This is a genomic window from Teichococcus aestuarii (assembly GCF_003116135.1).
Lineage (GTDB): Bacteria > Pseudomonadota > Alphaproteobacteria > Acetobacterales > Acetobacteraceae > Pseudoroseomonas > Pseudoroseomonas aestuarii.
This window is the reverse complement of sequence record NZ_PDOA01000008.1, coordinates 123,300-139,191: the sequence shown is the minus strand read 5'-3', so window position 1 is coordinate 139,191 and position 15,892 is coordinate 123,300. Positions and strand designations below refer to the sequence as shown.

Here is a 15,892-nt window from a genome sequence, read left to right as displayed (position 1 = left end):
AGGATTTGTCAAACAGATTCGCCAATATGGCCGGAGTAATATGACAGATATTTACAGCTTGTCGGCCGCTTCCCGGGCTCCCATAACCGCGCCATGGAGACGGACCCCGCCCCCTCGCTCAGCGACACCGTCTATGCCCGGCTGACCGAACTTCTCGGCACGGAGGCCTTTCCGGAGGGTGCCCGGCTGCCGGGGGAGAACGAGCTGGCGCGGCGCTTCGCCGTCTCCCGCCCCGTGCTGCGGCAGGCCCTGGCGCGGCTGCGGGCCGAGGGGCGGCTGGAGTCGCGCAAGGGGTCCGGCACCTATGTGCGCCAGGTGGCGCTCCCGGCCCTGCCGCCGATCGGCTTCGGACCGCTCGGCAACATCCCCGATGTCCGGGCCTTCCTGGAATTCCGCTGCGGGGTGGAGAGCGCCATGGCCGCCGAGGCGGCGCGCCGGGGCGACGCGGCGGCGCTGCGGCGGCTGGCGCAGGCGCGCGACACGCTGGCGGCGGAGACCCAGGCCGGCCGCCCCTCCATCGAGGCCGACATCGGCTTCCACCAGGCCGTCGCGGAGGCCAGCGGCAACCGCTTCTTCGTGGCGGTGATGGCGGCGCTGGCCGAGCAGACGCGCTTCAGCATCCGCCTGACGCGGGAGCTTTCCGACACGCCGGATGCGGAGCGCTTCGCCACCATCCGGCGCGAGCATGGCCGCATCGCCGAGGCCATCCTGGCCGGCGATGCGGAGGCGGCCGGTGCCGCCATGGCCGAGCATCTGCGCGGCGGCATCCTGCGCCTGTTCGGCGGCTGAGGCGGCGGCCTCAGCGCTCCAGCACGGATTCGTGCACCCAGCCGAAGGGGGCGTCCTCGCCCACCTGCAGCCAGCCGCCCGGCGCCTCGCCGAAGACGCGGAGGGCGGAAGCCCGCGGCACGACCCGCACCACCGCGCCGCCGCCGCCCGGGCTGCTGCGGATGTTGACCGGATGCGCGGCGGTGGTGGTGACGCTGCCCGCCCCCGTCGGCACCTGGGATGGAGCCGCCTGTGTCGCCGGAGCCTGGGCCGCCGGCGCCTGGGCGGATGGCGCCTGCGCCCCGGACGGCGGGGCGGCATGCGGTGGTGCCGCCGGCGCGGGGGCCGGGCCGGATTGCTGCATCAGCGCCGTGTCGGAGGGGAGGGGAGGCAGGGCGCCCACCCCCTGGCCCTGACCGCTGCGCGGCCCGCCACCCTGGAAGCAGCGCTCGATGCTCTCGATGTAGACGCGGCTGGCCTCGACATTCGACATGCCGATGACGAGGCTGGCGCGGCCCGCCTTGCCGTCCTGCACCGTCACAGCAGCCACCCAGGGGATGTACGGGTCGTTCACGGCGCCGGTCGGGTTCACCTGGCCGCAGACGGCGTAGGTGCCGGGGATCTGCTGACCATAGACCTGGATGGCCCGCAGCCGCATCTCTCCGGTGGCCCGCAGGCGGGCGCGCACCTGCTCCTCGGCGGCCTGGCGCGCGGCGGCGATGCCGGCGCCCTGGCCGGCCTTCGCCTCGGCGGAGGTCTTTTCGGCGTCGTCGCAGCCGGCGAGGCCGAGCAGGGCCAGCAGCGTGAGCGGGGCAAGAAGCTTGGGCATCACAGGAGCTTAGCATGCCCTGCCCGCCTGACGAAGCCGCGGCCGGCGCGGCCCTGCCCCGCCTGCCGCGTCGCCTCTCAGGCCAGGGCGGCGTCGAACCCGTCCGGCACCACGCCGCGCGGCCGGGCCAGGGCATAGGGCCCGCGGGCCAGGAACCGGCCGGAGCCGGGCTGCGCCAGCACCTCGCCATCGCGCACCGCCACCTCGCCACGGCGGATGGTGACGCTGGGCCAGCCCTTCACCACCATGCCCTCCCAGGGGGTGTAGTCGATGGCGTGGTGCAGCGCCGCGTTGCGGATCACCCGCTCCGCATCCGGGTCCCACAGCACCAGGTCGGCATCGGCGCCGGGGGCGAGGCTGCCCTTGCGCCCGGTCAGGCCGAACAGCGCCGCCGCATTGGCCGAGGAGAGGCGCACGAAGGTCGGCAGGTCGATGCGGCCCTTCGAGACGCCCTCGGAGAACAGCACGGGCAGCCGCGTCTCGATGCCCGGCACGCCGTTGGGGATGGCGTTGAAGGCCGGCGTGCCGTCCGGCCGCTGCACGGCGGCGCCGGTGCCGTAGGCGCTGCCGCCGGCCACCCGCTTCTGCGTGGCGAAGGAGAAGCCGCAATGGTCGGAGGTGACGACATCCAGCGTGCCGTCCTGGATGCGGCGCCAGATGCGCGCATTCTCGCCCTTCTCGCGCAGCGCGGGGGAGCAGACCGCCTTGGCGCCGGCGAAATCGGCGCCGGTCAGGTCATCATGGTCGAGGGTGAAGTATTGCGGGCAGGTCTCGCCCCACACCTTCAGGCCACGGCCCTTCGCGCGGGCGATCTCGGCCGCTGCCTCCTCGCAGGAGACGTGGAAGACCTGGATCGGCTGGTCCACCAGCTCGGCCAGCGCGATGGCGCGGTGCGTCGCCTCGCGCTCCACCACGGGGGGGCGGGACCAGGCGTGCTGCAGCGGGTCGGTGAGGCCGGCCTTCAGCAGCGCCTGGATGCGCCAGCCGATGGCGTCGAAATTCTCGCAATGGACGGTGACGAAGGCGCCGAGCCGCTTCGCCGCCGCCAGCACCTCCAGGAACTCGGCATCGGTCAGGCGCAGCGGGTCGTAGGTGAGGAACACCTTCAGGCTGCGGATGCCGCGCGCGACGAGGGCGGGCACCTCCTTCTGCATCACCTCGGGCGTCGGGTCGGTGATGATCTGGTGGAAGGAATAGTCGGCCCGCGACCGCGCCGCCCGCGCCTCGTAGCCGGGGGCGGAGGCCGCGAGGCTGTGCCCCTTCCACTGCGGCAGGAAGCAGATGAAGGCGGTGGTGCCCCCCGCCAGCGCCGCCGCCGAGCCACTGGCGAAGCTCTCCTCGTGCAGCGAGCCGTCCTGGCCCATTTCTTCGAGATGGCAATGGGAGTCGAGGCCGCCGGGGGTGACGATCATCCCCTTGGCCGAGATCTCCTCCCGCCCGCGCCCCAGCCCGTGGCCGAGGGCGGCGATGCGGCCGTCGCGGATGCCGATATCCGCCTCGAACACCTCCGCCGCCGTGGCCAGGGTGCCGCCGCGCACCACCAGATCGAACCCGTCCATGCCTGTCTCCCTCAAGCCCCGCCCACGCCGCAATGGCCTCCCCCAGCTAGCAGAGCGGCGCCGGGGCGGATAGCGCCGCCCGCAGGGGCCACGCGGTGACAGGGCACGCTCGCCCGTGCATCCTGCGCCGCCTTCCCGAACCGCATGAGGCCCCGCCCGCCATGTCCCGAGACGCCGCCATCGCCGCCGCCCGCCAGACGCTGGAGGACGGTTCCCTGCTGGAGACCCTGGCGCGCCGCGTGGCCTTCCCCACCTCCAGCCAGGACCCGGAGAGCGCCCCGCATCTGCTGGCCTATCTGGAGCGGGAGATCGCGCCGGACCTGGAGCGGATGGGCTTCGCCTGCGCCATCCACCCCAACCCCAGCGGGCAGGGCGGCCCGTTCCTGATCGGCCGCCGCATCGAGGACCCGTCCCTGCCCACGCTGCTGACCTACGGCCATGGCGACACGGTGCGCGGCATGGAGGGGCAGTGGCTGGAAGGCCTCTCCCCCTGGGTGCTGGCCCAGCACGGCGAGCGGCTCTACGGCCGCGGCATCGTCGACAACAAGGGCCAGTTCACCAGCAACCTCGTGGCGCTGGACGCGGTGCGGCGGGTGCGCGGGCGGCTCGGCTTCAACGTCGTCGTGCTGCTGGAGATGAGCGAGGAGGTCGGCTCCCCCGGCATCGACGAATTCTGCCGCGCCCACCGCGAGGAACTGGCGGCCGACGTGCTGATCGCCTCCGACGGCCCCCGCCTGGTGCCGGAGGTGCCAACGCTGAGCCTCGGCACGCGCGGCGCCATCAGCTTCGACCTGCGCGTGCGCTACCGCGAGGGCGGGCACCATTCGGGCAACTGGGGCGGCGTGCTGGCCAATCCGGGCGTGCGGCTGGCGCATGCGCTGGCCAGCATCATCGACCGCGACGGCAAGGTGCTGGTGCGCGAGCTGGTACCGGAGGGCATCTCCGACAGCATCCGCCGGGCGCTGGCCAAGTGCCGCGTCGATGGCGGGCCGACGGGGCCGAAGATCGACCCCTGGTGGGGCGAGCCGGGCCTCTCGGCGGCGGAGAAGGTGTTCAGCTGGAACACCTTCGAGGTGCTGGCCTTCAGCACCGGCAACCCGCTGGCGCCGGTGAACGCCGTGCCGCCCGAGGCCTTCGCCCGCTGCCAGATCCGCTACACGGTGGACCGGCCGGTGGAGAGCTTCGTTCCCGCCATCCGCCGCCACCTCGCCGCCCAGGGCTTCAACGACGTGGTGGTGGAGGAGGTGAAGGAAGGTGCCGACTGGGCCGCCACCCGCATGGACCCCGAGGGGCCCTGGCCGACGCTCGTCGCCGCCTCGGTGGAGCGCAGCCTGGGCAAGGCACCGATGATCGTCCCCAATGCCGGCGGCTCGCTGCCGAATGACAGCTTCGCCATCACGCTGGGGCTGCCCACCGTCTACATCCCGCATTCCTACAGCGGCTGCTCGCAGCACGCGCCGAACGAGCACGCGCTGCTGCCGCTGGTGCGGGAATCGCTGGAGCTGGCCGCCGGCCTGTTCTGGGATCTGGGCGAGCAGAGCTGGCCGGGGCGGCAGGGCGCGCAGCCGGCCTTCCTGCCCGCCGCCGCGGGCTGAGCCTCAGCCGGGGCGCGGCCGGGCCGGCAGGATTGCGGCCCGCAGCGCCGCCAGGGCGGGGGGCAGAGGCCCCGGCCCGAAGGGGTCGGGCACCTCTACCGGCCGGCGCTCCTGCATCAAGTAGCAGCGCCCGGCGAAGCCGCGCACCAGCCGCAGGTCGTGGGTGACGAAAAGATAGGCCACCCCCGTCTCCCGCCGCAGCCGGTGCAGCAGGGCAAGGACCTGCGCCTGCGTCTCCAGGTCCAGGCTGTTCACCGCCTCGTCCAGCAGCACCAGGCGCGGCGCGGGCGCCAGGGCGCGGGCGATGCAGAGCCGCTGCAACTGCCCGCCGCTGAGCCGGTGCGCCAGCCGGTCCATCAGGGCGGGGTCCAGCCCCACCGCCCGCATCAGCCCGGCCACCCGCTCCCGCAGCGCGGGGCGGGGCAGGCGCCCGGCCAGCAGCGGCTCCGCCACCACCGCGAAGGCGGAGAGGCGCGGGCTGGTGGCGGCGAAGGGGTCCTGGAACACCGCCTGGATGGCACGCCGCGCCGCCGGCGCCACCCGGCCGCGCGCATCGCGCAGCGGCTGCCCCTCGAACAGCACCGCGCCGGCATCGGGCGGCTCCAGCCCCAGCATCAGCCGCCCCAGCGTGCTCTTGCCCGAGCCGGTCGGGCCGAGCAGGGCGACGCATTCCCCGGCGCCGATCCGCAGCGCCGCATCCTCCAGCACCGGCAGGCGGCGGCGGGAGAGCAGCCCGCCCTGGCGGTAGGCGTGGTGAATGCCGCGCATCTCCAGCAGCGGCGTCATGCCGGTAGCGCCTCGCCATAGAGCGCCAGATGCGCGGCCAGCAGCGCCCGGCTGTGAGGGTGGCGGGGGGCGTCGAAGAAGCCCCGCACCTCCTGTTCCTCGACGAGCCGCCCGCCCAGCATCACCGCCACGCGGTCGGCCAGCCGCGCCACCACGGAAAGGTCGTGCGTCACCAGCAGCAGGCCGAGGCGCCGCCGCGCCACCAGCCCTTCCAGCAGGGAGAGGATCTGCGCCTGCACGATCAGGTCGAGGTCGGTGGTGGGCTCGTCGGCCAGCAGGAAATCCGGCGCGCGCGCCAGGGCCAGGGCCAGCATCGCCCGTTGCAGCATGCCGCCGCTGAGCTGGCCGGGGTAGAGCGGCAGCAGCCGCGCCGGCGCGTCGAAGCCCACCTCGCGCAGCAGCGCCTCGGCCCGCGCCGTGGCGGCGGCGCCGCGCAGCCCGTCGCAGGCCAGGGTCTCTCGGAAATGCCGGCCGAGGGTGACGAGCGGGTTGAAGCCGCCGCGCGGCGCCTGCTGCACGAAGCCGATCCGCCGGCCGCGCAGCGCCGCCTGGGCGGCCGCGTCCAGCACCGCGCCGTCTAGCCGCAGCACGCCGGCCACGCGCCGCACGCCGCGCGGCAGCAGGCCGAGCAGCGCCAGCGTCGTCAGGCTCTTGCCGCCGCCGCTGGTGCCGACGAGGCCCAGCACCTCCCCCCGCCGCAGGGCGAGCGAGACGCCATCGACCAGCGCCACGCCGCCCGCCTCCAGCCGCAGCCCTTCCAGCGCGAGGCCGGCACTCAATGCGCGTGCTCCCGCAGCGCCGGGTCCAGCCGGTCGCGCAGCGCGTCGCCCAGCAGGTTGAAGGCCAGCACGGTGAGCAGGATGGCCGCGCCCGGCAGCAGCACCAGCATCGGCGCGCTGCGGAAGAAGGGGCGGGCGTCGTTGATCATGATGCCCCATTCCGGCGCCGGCGGCGCCACGCCGAGGCCGAGGAAGGACAGCCCCGCCAGGTGCAGCATCCAGTGGCCGAGGTCGAGGCTGGCCAGCACGGCGAGCTGCCCGGCCAGCGCCGGCAGCACGTGCCGCCGCAGGATGGCCAGCCGCGAGAGCCCCGCCACGCGGGCGGCCAGGATGTGGTCGCGCTGCCGCAGCGAGAGGGTGAGGCCGCGCACCAGCCGCGCATACCAGGCCCAGTGCGAGAGGGCGATGGCCACCACCACATTGCCGAGGCCCGTGCCCAGCGCGCCGATCATGAACAGCGCCAGCACCAGGGTGGGCACGGTCATGAAGGCGTCGCACAGCCGCATCAGCACCGCGTCCACCACCCCGCCCAGCATGCCGGCGAGCATCCCCACCGCGCAGCCCAGCGCCAGCACCAGCGCCAGGATGGCGGCCACCGCGCCGAAGGAGGCGCGCGCCCCCCAGAGCAGGCGGGAGAGCAGGTCCCGCCCCAGATGGTCGGTGCCCAGCCAGTGCGCCGCCGAGGGCGGCAGCAGGCGGCGGGCGAGATCGGTGGCCGCCGGGTCGTGCGGCGCGATCCAGGGCGCCAGCAGCGCGGCACCCAGCAGCAGCGCGACCAGCCCGAGCGCCAGCGGCAGCGGGAGGCGCCTCACGCCGCACGCTCCAGCCGGATGCGCGGGTCGAGCCAGGCATAGGCGAGATCGACCAGCAGGTTGCCCAGCACGAACACCGTGGTCAGCACCATGACGAAGCCCTGCAGCACCGGGTAGTCGCGGTTGGCGATGGCCTGCAGCGCCCAGCGGCCGAGGCCGGGCCAGCCGAACACCGTCTCCACCACCATGGCGCCGCCGATCAGCTCGCCCAGATGCAGCCCCATGGCAGTGAGCGGCGGCAGCATGGCGTTCAGCGCCACGTGCCGGCCGACCAGGGTGCGGCGCGGCAGGCCGCGCGCGGCGGCGAAGCGCAGATGCGGCTCGCCCAGCGCCCCCAGCACCGAGGCGCGCACCAGCCGCAGCATGACGCAGGCGGACATGGTGGCGGTGGCCAGCGCCGGCAGCACCAGGCTCGCCGGCCCGTCCCGCCCCATCGCCGGCAGCCAGCCCAGGGTGACGGCGAAGAGCAGCACCAGCAGGAAGGCCAGCCAGAAATTCGGCACCGAGACGCCGAGGAAGGCGATGAGGCGCGTCGCGTGGTCCGGCCAGCGGTCGCGCCGCAGCGCCGCCCACAGGCCGAGCGGGATGCCGAAGGCCAGCGTCACCAGCATGGCGGTGCCGGCCAGTTGCAGCGTGGCGGGCAGGAACTCGGCGATCTCGGCGGTGACGGGCCGGCGGGTGAACCAGGAGGTGCCGAGGTCGAGCCGCAGCGCATCGGCCAGCCAGGCGCCGTACTGCGCCAGCAGCGGCCGGTCGAGGCCCAGCTCCGCCCGCGCCAGGGCCAGCGCGGCGTCGGTGGGCGGGATCTGCGCCAGGCGCAGATAGTCCAGCGCCGGGTCGCCGCGGCCGAGGCGCAGCATGGCGAAGAAGCCGAAGGAGACCGCCAGCAGCAGCGGCGGCAGCGAGAGCAGGCGGCGCAGCGCGAAACCCGTCATGGCGCCTCAGCCGCGCGGGAGGATGCGGTCGAAGGGGATCTCGTAGCGCGTGTCGCCGAAGGGGACGGTGCCGAGATCCGCGCGGTGCACCAGCTTGTTGGTGAGGAAGGAGATGGGGAAGTACACCGCCTGCTCGTGCAGGGTGGTGAGCAGCCAGCGGTATTCCTCCGCCCGCGCCGCCTCGTCCGTGCCGGCCAGCGCGGCGCCGATGCGGCGGTCGATCTCGTCCTTCATCGGCAGGCCCCGCTGTGCCTGGTAGTCGGCATGGGCGGGCTGGCGCATGGCGGCCAGGAAGGCGTGCGGGTCGTAGGGCGCGCCCCAGGTCTCGGCGAAGATCAGGCCGAAATCGCCGGATTTCTGCCGGCCGAGACAGGTGGCGCTGTCCTCCCCCAGCAGCCGCGCGCCGATGCCGATGCGCGCGAGGTCGCCCTGGATGGCCTCGGCCAATGATTTCTGCAGCGCGTCGCTGCCGGTGAAGCAGAGGTCGAGCACCAGCGCGCGCCCGGCCCGCCGCCGCACGCGCTCGCCGGGGGCGAGGTGCCAGCCGGCCTGCTCCAGCAGCGCCGCGGCGGCCGCCCGGTCGAAGTCCGGGGCGCGTAGGCCGAGATCGGCGTGCGGGAAGTTCTCCGGGAACAGCGTCCCGGCCGCCGGCTCGGTGTCCAGCAGCACGTGCCGCACCAGCGCCGCCCGATCCACGCCGCGCGCGATGGCGTGCCGCACCGCCGGCGCGTCGGTGGGGAAGCGCGCCGAGTTCACCGCCAGCAGCCGCGTGGCCAGCGGCGGCGAGACGGCGGTGGTGAAGCGGCGGTCGGCGGCGAAGCGGCGGAAGGTGTCGGCGTCGAGCTGGTCGGTGCCATAGGCGAGGTCGATCTCGCCCGCCTCCAGCGCCAGGGCGCGGGTGTTGCTGTCGGCCGCCACCCGCACCAGAACCTGCTCCAGTGCCGGTGGGCCGCCCCAGTAATGCGGGTTGCGGCGGAAGAGGTCGTGCTGGCCCGGCCGTGTCTCGGCCAGCATCCAGGGCCCGGTGCCGATGGGCGCGCTGATGCCGCCATCCGGGCGCAGCACGGCGGGCGAGGCAAAGCGCAGCGGGCGGATCAGCGCCAGCTCCATCAGCGCCGGAGGGTAGGGGCCGCGCAGCCGGAGCCGGACCGTGCCGGGGCCGAGCGCCTCGGCATCCTCGATCTGCGCCACCAGCGCCAGCCAGTCATGCCGCTCGGGCCGGGCCAGCAGGGCGCGGATGTTGGCCACCACGGCGGCGGCGTCGAAGGGCGCGCCGTCGGTGAAGCGCACGCCCGGCCGCAGGGTGAAGACATGGCCGCGCCCATCCGGCTCCGCCCGCCACGCCGTGGCCAGCGCGGGCGCGAGCTGCCCGCCCTCCACATAGCGCAGCAGCGGCTCGTAGAGCATGGCCTGCGCGTACATCTGGTTCGGCGCGTAGAGGTGCGGGTGCAGCGGCCCGGCATTGGCGGGCCAGGAGAAGCGCAGCGTGCTGCGGGCCGGCGCGGCCGCCCCGGCGGTTCGGGCCAGGGCCGGCAGGGCGGTAAGCGCGGGCAAGGCCCGCAGCAGGGAGCGACGCAGCATGGGGCCGGCCTCGCGGGCATGGAGTATGAGGTTTCTGGCGAGACCTCATACGGTTTCCGGCCGGCGGGTGTCCAGCCGGGCGCGGGCAGGGCGCTAGGTCCGCTGCCGGCGCGGCGCTTCTCAGCCTTCCTGCGGCGGAACCGGCCTGGGGCGGCCGGTCCGGCGGGGCGCGGCGGGCGGCGGGCCGGAGGGCTGGCCGGATGGTGCCAGCAGGGCGGCCTCGGCCCGCAGCGCCTCGGCCAGCGCCTCGGCCGCCGGCGGCAGGGAGCGCCCGCTGCGCCGCACCAGCCCCACCATGCGCCGGATGCCGGGCGGCCCCAGCGGCCGCGCCGCCAGCTCCGGCGCCATGCGCAGCTCCGCCGCCGTGGAGGGCACCAGCGCGATGCCCAGCCCGGCCCGCGCCATGCCCACCAGCGTGCCGGTGTGCACCGCCTCCTGCGCGGGCGTGACCATCCGCCCCGTGCGCGCGAAGGCCTCGTCGACCAGGCGGCGGATGCTGCTGTCGGGCTCCAGCAGCAGCAGCCGCTCCTTGGCCAGCCGCGCCAGCGGGATGGCCGCCAGGCCGGCCAGGGCGTGGTCCGGCGGCAGCAGGGCCAGGATCTGGTCGCGGAACAGCGGATCGACCGACAGCTCGCCGCCCGGGGCCAGGTCCGTGGCGATGCCGAGATCCACCTGCTCGGCCCGCACCATCTCGTAGATCTGCCCGGTCACCGCCTCATGCAGCCGCACGCGCAGCTCGGGGTGGGTGGCGCGCAGCCGTGCCATGGCGCCGGGCAGCAGGCCGGAGGCCACCGAGGGCAGCGCCGCCAGCCGCACCGCGCCGCGCCGCCGCGCCGCCAGGTCCTGCAGGCTGCTCACCGTGTGGTCCAGCTCGCGCAGCAGCGGCTCCAGGCTGCGGGCCAGCTCGCGCCCGGCGGCGGTGGGCTCGGCCCCCTGCGGCGTGCGGTCCAGCAGGCGCAGGCCGAGCGCCGCCTCCAGCTGCCGGATCTGCACCGTCAGCGCCGGCTGGGTGATGTGCAGCAGCCCGGCGGCACGGGTGAAGCTGCCGTAGCGCAGGACGGTGTTGAAGGCGCGCAGGCCCTTCAGGGTAACGGTCATAAAAAATATCTATAGGGGGAGCAAAAATTTTCAATTGATTTATGGCCCCGCAGGGTCCGGAATTTCCAGCGAAGACAGCCGGCGGCAAGCCCGGCGCCAGGAGGAACCGATGCCCGAGACCCCGCAGCGCAGCTATTTCGTGCGGCCGGAGGATGTGCCCGGCTACAGCCCCGCCAACCACACCGGCACGGTGAACCGCCGCCTGATCGCCCCCGAGACGGTGGGGGCGACGCGGATGGAGGTGCTGCTCGGCACCATCGAGGGCGGGCAGGGGGCGCTGCCGCACGCGCATCCCGGCATGGAGCAGGCCTGCTACATGCTCGCCGGCCGCGCCCGCGCCGAGGTGTGCGGCCAGAGCCGCGAGATCGGGCCGGGCGAGATGTGCTTCTTCCCCGCCGGCGAGGAGCACATCTTCACCGTGGTGAGCGAGGAGCCGGTGCAGGTGCTGGTGATCTACTCGCCGCCCTATGGCGAGGACCCGGCCAAGGTGGTGCGCCGCGCGGGAGGCCACGCATGAGCGCCGCCCCCCTGGCGCGCCGCCGCGCCCTGCTGGCCGCCGCCGCCGCGCTGCCCGCCCTGCCCCTGCTGCCCCGGCCCGCCCGCGCGGAGGCGTGGAAGCCGCAGCGCCCGGTGACGCTGCTGGTGCCCTTCGCCGGCGGCAGCGGCACCGACGCCGTGGCGCGCATCCTGGCCGAGCTGCTGGGGCCGACGCTGGAGGTGCCCGTGGTGGTGGAGAACCGCGCCGGCGCCAACGGCACCATCGCCGCCATGGCGGCGGCGCGCGCCGCGCCGGACGGCCACACCCTGTTCATGACCACCAACACCAGCCATTCCGCCAACCCCTCGCTGATGAAGCGGATCGACTACGATCCGGTGGCCGACTTCACCCCCATCGCGCGCATGGGCAACCTGCCCTTCATGCTGGTGGTGGGGGAAGCGGTACCGGCGCGCAGCGTGGAGGAATTGCTGGCGCTGGCGCGGCGCCAGCCCGGCCGGCTCTCCTACGCCAGCGGCAACAGCACCGGCATCGTCGCCGGCGCCACCATGGCGCGGATGGGCGGCGTGGAGATGCTGCACGTGCCCTATCGCAGCACGCCGCCCGCCATGACGGACGTGATGGCCGGCCGCGTGACCTGCATGTTCGTCGACCTCGCGGCGGGGCTGCCGCATGTGCAGGCCGGCAAGCTGCGCGCCCTGGCGATGAGCACGAAGGAACGCTCGGCGCTGATGCCCGACATGCCCTCGATGGCCGAGGCCGGGCTGGCGGGGTTCGACATCACCTCCTGGAATGGCGTGTTCGGCCCGGCCGGGCTGCCCGCGCCGGTGGTGCAGACGCTGAACGCCGCCATCCGCCGCGCGGTGGAGCGGCCGGAGGTGCAGAAGCGCTTCGCCGCCCTCGGCTTCGAGGCCTTCTCCGGCCCGCCCGAGACGCTCGACGCCTTCGTCCGCGCCGAGCTGGTGAAGTGGCGCGAGCTGATCGAGGCCGCCGGGATCGAGAAGGAATGACCGCGCTCGCCGGGCTGCGGGTGCTGGATGCCAGCACCGTGGTGATGGGCCCCTATGCCACCCGGCTGCTGGCCGACCTCGGCGCCGAGGTGCTGAAGGTGGAGCCGCCGGAGGGCGACGTGCTGCGCCGCGCCGGGCAGGGGGGCGCGATGTTCGCCCACCTCAACCGCGGCAAGCGTGGCGTGGTGCTCGACCTGAAGTCGCCGGAGGGCCAGGCGGCGCTGCGCGGGCTGGCGGCGGAGGCGGACGTGCTGGTGCACAACATGCGCCCCGACGCCGCCGCCCGGCTCGGCCTGCGGCGGCAGGACCTGGCGGAGGCCAACCCCCGCCTGATCGTCGCCTGCGCCTATGGCTACGGCGCGGGCGGCCCCTACGCCGCCCGCCCGGCCTATGACGACCTGATCCAGGCGGCGGGCGGGCTCGCCGCCACCATCGGTGCGGCGCGCGGCGGCGACCCGGCCTATGTGCCGCTGACGCTGGCGGACCGCGTGGTGGGCGCGCATCTCGCCTTCGCCGTGATGGCGGCGCTGGCCTGCCGCGAGCGCACCGGCATCGCGCAGGAGGTGGAGGTGCCGATGTTCGAGACCTTCGCCGACCTCGTGGCCGGCGACCATCTTGGCGGGCTGAGCTTCGACCCGCCCGAGGGCGGGCCGCACTATGCCCGGCTGATGTCACCGCAGCGCCGCCCCTACCGCACCGCCGATGGCTGGATCGCCGTGCTGCTCTACACCGATGCGCACTGGCGCCGCTTCTTCGCCCTGGTGGGGCGCGAGGCGGAGCTGGCGGAGGATTCGCGCCTCGCCACCCACGCCGCGCGCCAGGCCCATATCGACCACGCCTATGGCCGCGTGGCCGAGGCGCTGCTGGAGCGCGGCACGGCGGCGTGGATGGCGTGCCTCTCCGACGCCGACATCCCCGTGGCCCCGGTGAACGACATCCCCGGCCTGCTGGACGACCCGCACCTGGCGGCCACCGGCTTCTGGCGGCGCGTGGAGATGCCGGATGGGCGGGTGCTGCGCAGCCCGGCGCCGCTCGGCCGCTGGTCCGGCACGCCGCCGGCCGAGCCCGGCCCGCCGCCGCCGCTGGACCCCGCCGCCCCCGCCCTCTGGTCGCAACCCGCCGGGAGACCCTGAGCCATGGACTTCACCCTGACCGAGGCGCAGGAGGCGGTGCGCGACGCCGCCGCGCGCATCTGCGCCGGCTTCGGCGACGAGTACTGGCTCAGGCACGACCGCGAGGGCGGCTTCCCGCAGGAATTCTACGAGGCCATGGCGCGGGATGGCTGGCTCGGCATCTGCATGCCGGAGGAATATGGCGGCGCCGGCCTCGGCATCACCGAGGCGGCCATCATGATGCAGGCCATCTCGCAATCCGGCGCCGGCATGAGCGGTGCCTCCGCCGTGCACATGAACATCTTCGGGCTGAACCCGGTGGTGGTGTTCGGCAGCGAGGCGCAGAAGCGGCGGATGCTGCCGCCGCTGATCCAGGGGAAGGAGCGGGCCTGCTTCGCCGTCACCGAGCCGGATGCGGGGCTCGACACCACCCGCCTTCGCACCCGCGCCGAGCGGCGCGGCGACCGCTACGTGATCCATGGCCAGAAGATCTGGATCTCCACCGCGCAGGTGGCGGAGAAGGCGCTGATCCTGGCGCGCACCACGCCGATCGAGCAGGTCAAGCGCCGCACCGAGGGCCTGAGCCTGTTCTACACCACGCTCGACCGCAGCCGCGTCTCGGTGCGCGAGATCGAGAAGATGGGCCGCAAGGCGGTGGATTCCAACGAGGTGTTCTTCGACGGGCTGGAAGTGCCGGAGGAGGACCGCATCGGCGAGGAAGGGCGCGGCTTCGAGTACATCCTGCACGGGCTGAACCCGGAGCGCATCCTGATCGCGGCCGAGGCGGTGGGGCTCGGCTTCGTGGCGCTCGAGCGGGCCACCGCCTATGCGCGGGAGCGGCGCGTGTTCGGCCGGCCGATCGGGCAGAACCAGGCGATCCAGCATCCGCTGGCCGCCAACTGGATGGAATTGCAGGCGGCGCGGCTGATGATCCTGCAGGCGGCCTGGCGCTACGACCGCGGCCTCTCCTGCGGGGCCGAGGCCAATGCCGCCAAGTACCTCGCCGCCGAGGCCGGCTTCCGCGCCTGCCAGCAGGCGGTGATGACGCATGGCGGCTTCGGCTACGCCAAGGAATACCATGTGGAGCGCTTCCTGCGCGAGGTGATGATCCCGCGCATCGCGCCCGTCAGCCCCCAGCTCATCCTCTGCTTCATCGCGGAGAAGGTGCTGGGGCTGCCGAAATCCTACTGAAGCGCGGGAAGGAAGACCGATGGGCGGATTGTGGTTCGAGGAGCTGACCGAGGGGCTGGAGATCGACGCCGGCTGGCGCCGTACCCTGACGGAAGCCGACAACGTGCTGTTCTGTGGCATGACGATGAACGTGGCGCGGCTGCACCTGGACGCCGAGTTCATGAAGGACAGCGAGTTCGGCCAGCCGCTGATGAACTCGCTGCTGACGCTCGGGCTGATGATCGGCATGAGCGTGCACAACACCACCAACGGCACCGCCATCGCCAATCTCGGAATGACGGATGTGCGCTTCCCCGTGCCGGTCTTCGCCGGCGACACGCTCGGCGTGCGCAGCACGGTGGTCTCGGCGCGGCCCAGCCGCTCGCGCGCCGATGCCGGCATCGTCACGCTGCGGCACGAGGCCTACAATCAGCGCGGCGAGGTGGTGGCAAGCTGCGAGCGCGCCGCGCTGATGCGCCGCCGCCCGGCGAAGGGCGCGGCATGAGGCTGCGCAGCCTGCTCTTCGCGCCCGGGGATTCGCCGCGCAAGATCGAAAAGGCGCTGGACGGCCTGGCCGATGGCGTGGTGCTGGACCTGGAGGATTCCGTCGCGCCCGCGGCCAAGGAGGCCGCCCGCGCCGCGCTGGCGGCGATGCTGCCGGGGCTGGCGGGCCGCCCGGTGGTGGTGCGGGTGAATGCGCGCGGCACGCCCTGGTACCTGGAGGATCTGGCGGCGGTGCTGCCGGGGGCGCCGGCGGCGGTGATGCTGCCCAAATGCGCCGGCATGGCCGACATCCTGGCGCTCGACCACCACCTGGAGGCGCTGGAGGTGGCGGCGGGACAGGCACCGGGCCGCACCGCCGTGCTGGCGCTGGTGACGGAGACGGCGGCCTCGCTGCACGGGCTGGATTACCGCGGCGCGCCGCCCCGCCTGCGGGCGCTGTGCTTCGGCGCGGAGGACCTCTCCTCCGACATCGGCGTCACCCCGCGCGACGCGGCGGGGGCCTATGCCGCGCCGGTGCGGCAGGCGCGGGCGGCGATGCTGCTGGCCGCCGCCGCCGCCGGCCTGCCCGCGCTCGACACCCCCCACCCCGACCCGCGCGACGCCGAGGGGCTGGCGCGCGAGGCGGCGGAGGCGGCGCGCGACGGCTTCGCCGGCAAGCTCTGCATCCACCCCGCGCAGATCGCGCCGGTGAACGCCGCCTTCACCCCGGATGCGGAGCGGCAGCGCTGGGCGCGCGCGGTGGTGGCGGCCTTCGCGGCGAGCCCGGACCAGGGCGTGCTCTCGCTGGAGGGGCGGATGATCGAGGGGCTGCACCTGCGGCTGGCCCGGCGCATCCTGCAGAGCGTGGAGGGCTGAGGC

The 15,892-nt window shown here is 74.3% G+C and carries 16 protein-coding genes; 8 read left to right on the top strand and 8 right to left on the bottom strand.

The features are described 5' to 3' along the window. Positions 1 to 93 precede the first annotated feature (93 nt). Positions 94 to 789 (top strand): FadR/GntR family transcriptional regulator, encoded by a 696-nt coding sequence (locus CR165_RS13695; protein ID WP_109517558.1) that lies wholly within the window; start codon positions 94 to 96, stop codon positions 787 to 789. A 10-nt stretch (positions 790 to 799) separates the two neighbouring features. Here CR165_RS13695 and CR165_RS13690 read toward each other — a convergent pair whose 3' ends face one another. Both CR165_RS13690 and hydA read right to left on the bottom strand, forming a co-directional pair. Next, positions 800 to 1,597 carry an SH3 domain-containing protein gene (locus tag CR165_RS13690; protein ID WP_109517557.1) on the bottom strand — a complete coding sequence of 266 codons (798 nt, stop codon included), beginning with the start codon at positions 1,595 to 1,597 and terminating at the stop codon, positions 800 to 802. A gap of 77 nt (positions 1,598 to 1,674) precedes the next feature. Continuing rightward, positions 1,675 to 3,156, bottom strand: coding sequence for a dihydropyrimidinase (gene hydA, locus CR165_RS13685; RefSeq protein ID WP_109517556.1), 1,482 nt, complete (start codon positions 3,154 to 3,156; stop codon positions 1,675 to 1,677). A gap of 161 nt (positions 3,157 to 3,317) precedes the next feature. Between hydA and CR165_RS13680 the strand changes: the two genes are divergently transcribed. Then, on the top strand, positions 3,318 to 4,751 hold the full coding sequence (locus CR165_RS13680; RefSeq protein WP_109517555.1) for a M20 family metallopeptidase: 1,434 nt from the start codon (positions 3,318 to 3,320) through the stop codon (positions 4,749 to 4,751). Positions 4,752 to 4,754: 3 nt separating this feature from the next. Here the strand turns inward: CR165_RS13680 and CR165_RS13675 are convergent, their stop codons facing one another. The 6 genes from CR165_RS13675 to CR165_RS13650 all read right to left on the bottom strand — a co-directional run bounded on the left by CR165_RS13675 (position 4,755) and on the right by CR165_RS13650 (position 10,742). Next, entirely contained in the window at positions 4,755 to 5,537 is a 783-nt protein-coding gene (locus CR165_RS13675) for an ABC transporter ATP-binding protein (protein WP_109517554.1), read from the bottom strand. Beyond that, positions 5,534 to 6,316 carry an ATP-binding cassette domain-containing protein gene (locus CR165_RS13670; protein ID WP_245906405.1) on the bottom strand — a complete coding sequence of 261 codons (783 nt, stop codon included), beginning with the start codon at positions 6,314 to 6,316 and terminating at the stop codon, positions 5,534 to 5,536. Before CR165_RS13670 ends, CR165_RS13675 begins: the two co-directional genes overlap by 4 nt. Next, a complete protein-coding gene (gene nikC, locus CR165_RS13665; RefSeq protein WP_109517553.1) occupies positions 6,313 to 7,128 on the bottom strand; it encodes a nickel ABC transporter permease subunit NikC in 816 nt (271 codons plus the stop codon). The genes CR165_RS13670 and nikC overlap by 4 nt, the downstream gene beginning before the upstream one ends. Further along, complete coding sequence (nikB, locus tag CR165_RS13660; protein WP_109517552.1) at positions 7,125 to 8,063, bottom strand: nickel ABC transporter permease subunit NikB; 939 nt, start codon at positions 8,061 to 8,063, stop codon at positions 7,125 to 7,127. The genes nikC and nikB overlap by 4 nt, the downstream gene beginning before the upstream one ends. Before the next feature lie 6 nt (positions 8,064 to 8,069). After that, positions 8,070 to 9,644: a nickel ABC transporter substrate-binding protein gene (gene nikA, locus CR165_RS13655; protein WP_109517551.1), complete on the bottom strand. Its 1,575-nt coding sequence runs from the start codon at positions 9,642 to 9,644 to the stop codon at positions 8,070 to 8,072. A 120-nt stretch (positions 9,645 to 9,764) separates the two neighbouring features. Beyond that, positions 9,765 to 10,742, bottom strand: coding sequence for a LysR family transcriptional regulator (locus CR165_RS13650; RefSeq protein WP_109517550.1), 978 nt, complete (start codon positions 10,740 to 10,742; stop codon positions 9,765 to 9,767). A gap of 109 nt (positions 10,743 to 10,851) precedes the next feature. Here CR165_RS13650 and CR165_RS13645 point away from each other — a divergent pair, with 109 nt between their 5' ends. From CR165_RS13645 to CR165_RS13620, 6 genes are read left to right on the top strand one after another with little or no spacing between them, the layout of a single operon-like run. Beyond that, the gene (locus tag CR165_RS13645; protein WP_109517549.1) at positions 10,852 to 11,259 is read left to right on the top strand and encodes a cupin domain-containing protein; all 408 of its coding nucleotides are present in this window, start codon (positions 10,852 to 10,854) and stop codon (positions 11,257 to 11,259) included. Next, positions 11,256 to 12,248, top strand: coding sequence for a Bug family tripartite tricarboxylate transporter substrate binding protein (locus CR165_RS13640; RefSeq protein WP_109517548.1), 993 nt, complete (start codon positions 11,256 to 11,258; stop codon positions 12,246 to 12,248). Before CR165_RS13645 ends, CR165_RS13640 begins: the two co-directional genes overlap by 4 nt. Beyond that, entirely contained in the window at positions 12,245 to 13,381 is a 1,137-nt protein-coding gene (locus tag CR165_RS13635) for a CaiB/BaiF CoA transferase family protein (RefSeq protein WP_109517547.1), read from the top strand. The genes CR165_RS13640 and CR165_RS13635 overlap by 4 nt, the downstream gene beginning before the upstream one ends. 3 nt (positions 13,382 to 13,384) lie before the next feature. Beyond that, a complete protein-coding gene (locus CR165_RS13630) occupies positions 13,385 to 14,551 on the top strand; it encodes an acyl-CoA dehydrogenase family protein (RefSeq protein WP_109517546.1) in 1,167 nt (388 codons plus the stop codon). Positions 14,552 to 14,570: 19 nt separating this feature from the next. Continuing rightward, the gene (locus CR165_RS13625; protein ID WP_109517545.1) at positions 14,571 to 15,035 is read left to right on the top strand and encodes a MaoC family dehydratase; all 465 of its coding nucleotides are present in this window, start codon (positions 14,571 to 14,573) and stop codon (positions 15,033 to 15,035) included. Continuing rightward, complete coding sequence (locus tag CR165_RS13620; protein ID WP_109517544.1) at positions 15,032 to 15,889, top strand: HpcH/HpaI aldolase/citrate lyase family protein; 858 nt, start codon at positions 15,032 to 15,034, stop codon at positions 15,887 to 15,889. The genes CR165_RS13625 and CR165_RS13620 overlap by 4 nt, the downstream gene beginning before the upstream one ends. Positions 15,890 to 15,892 lie beyond the last annotated feature (3 nt).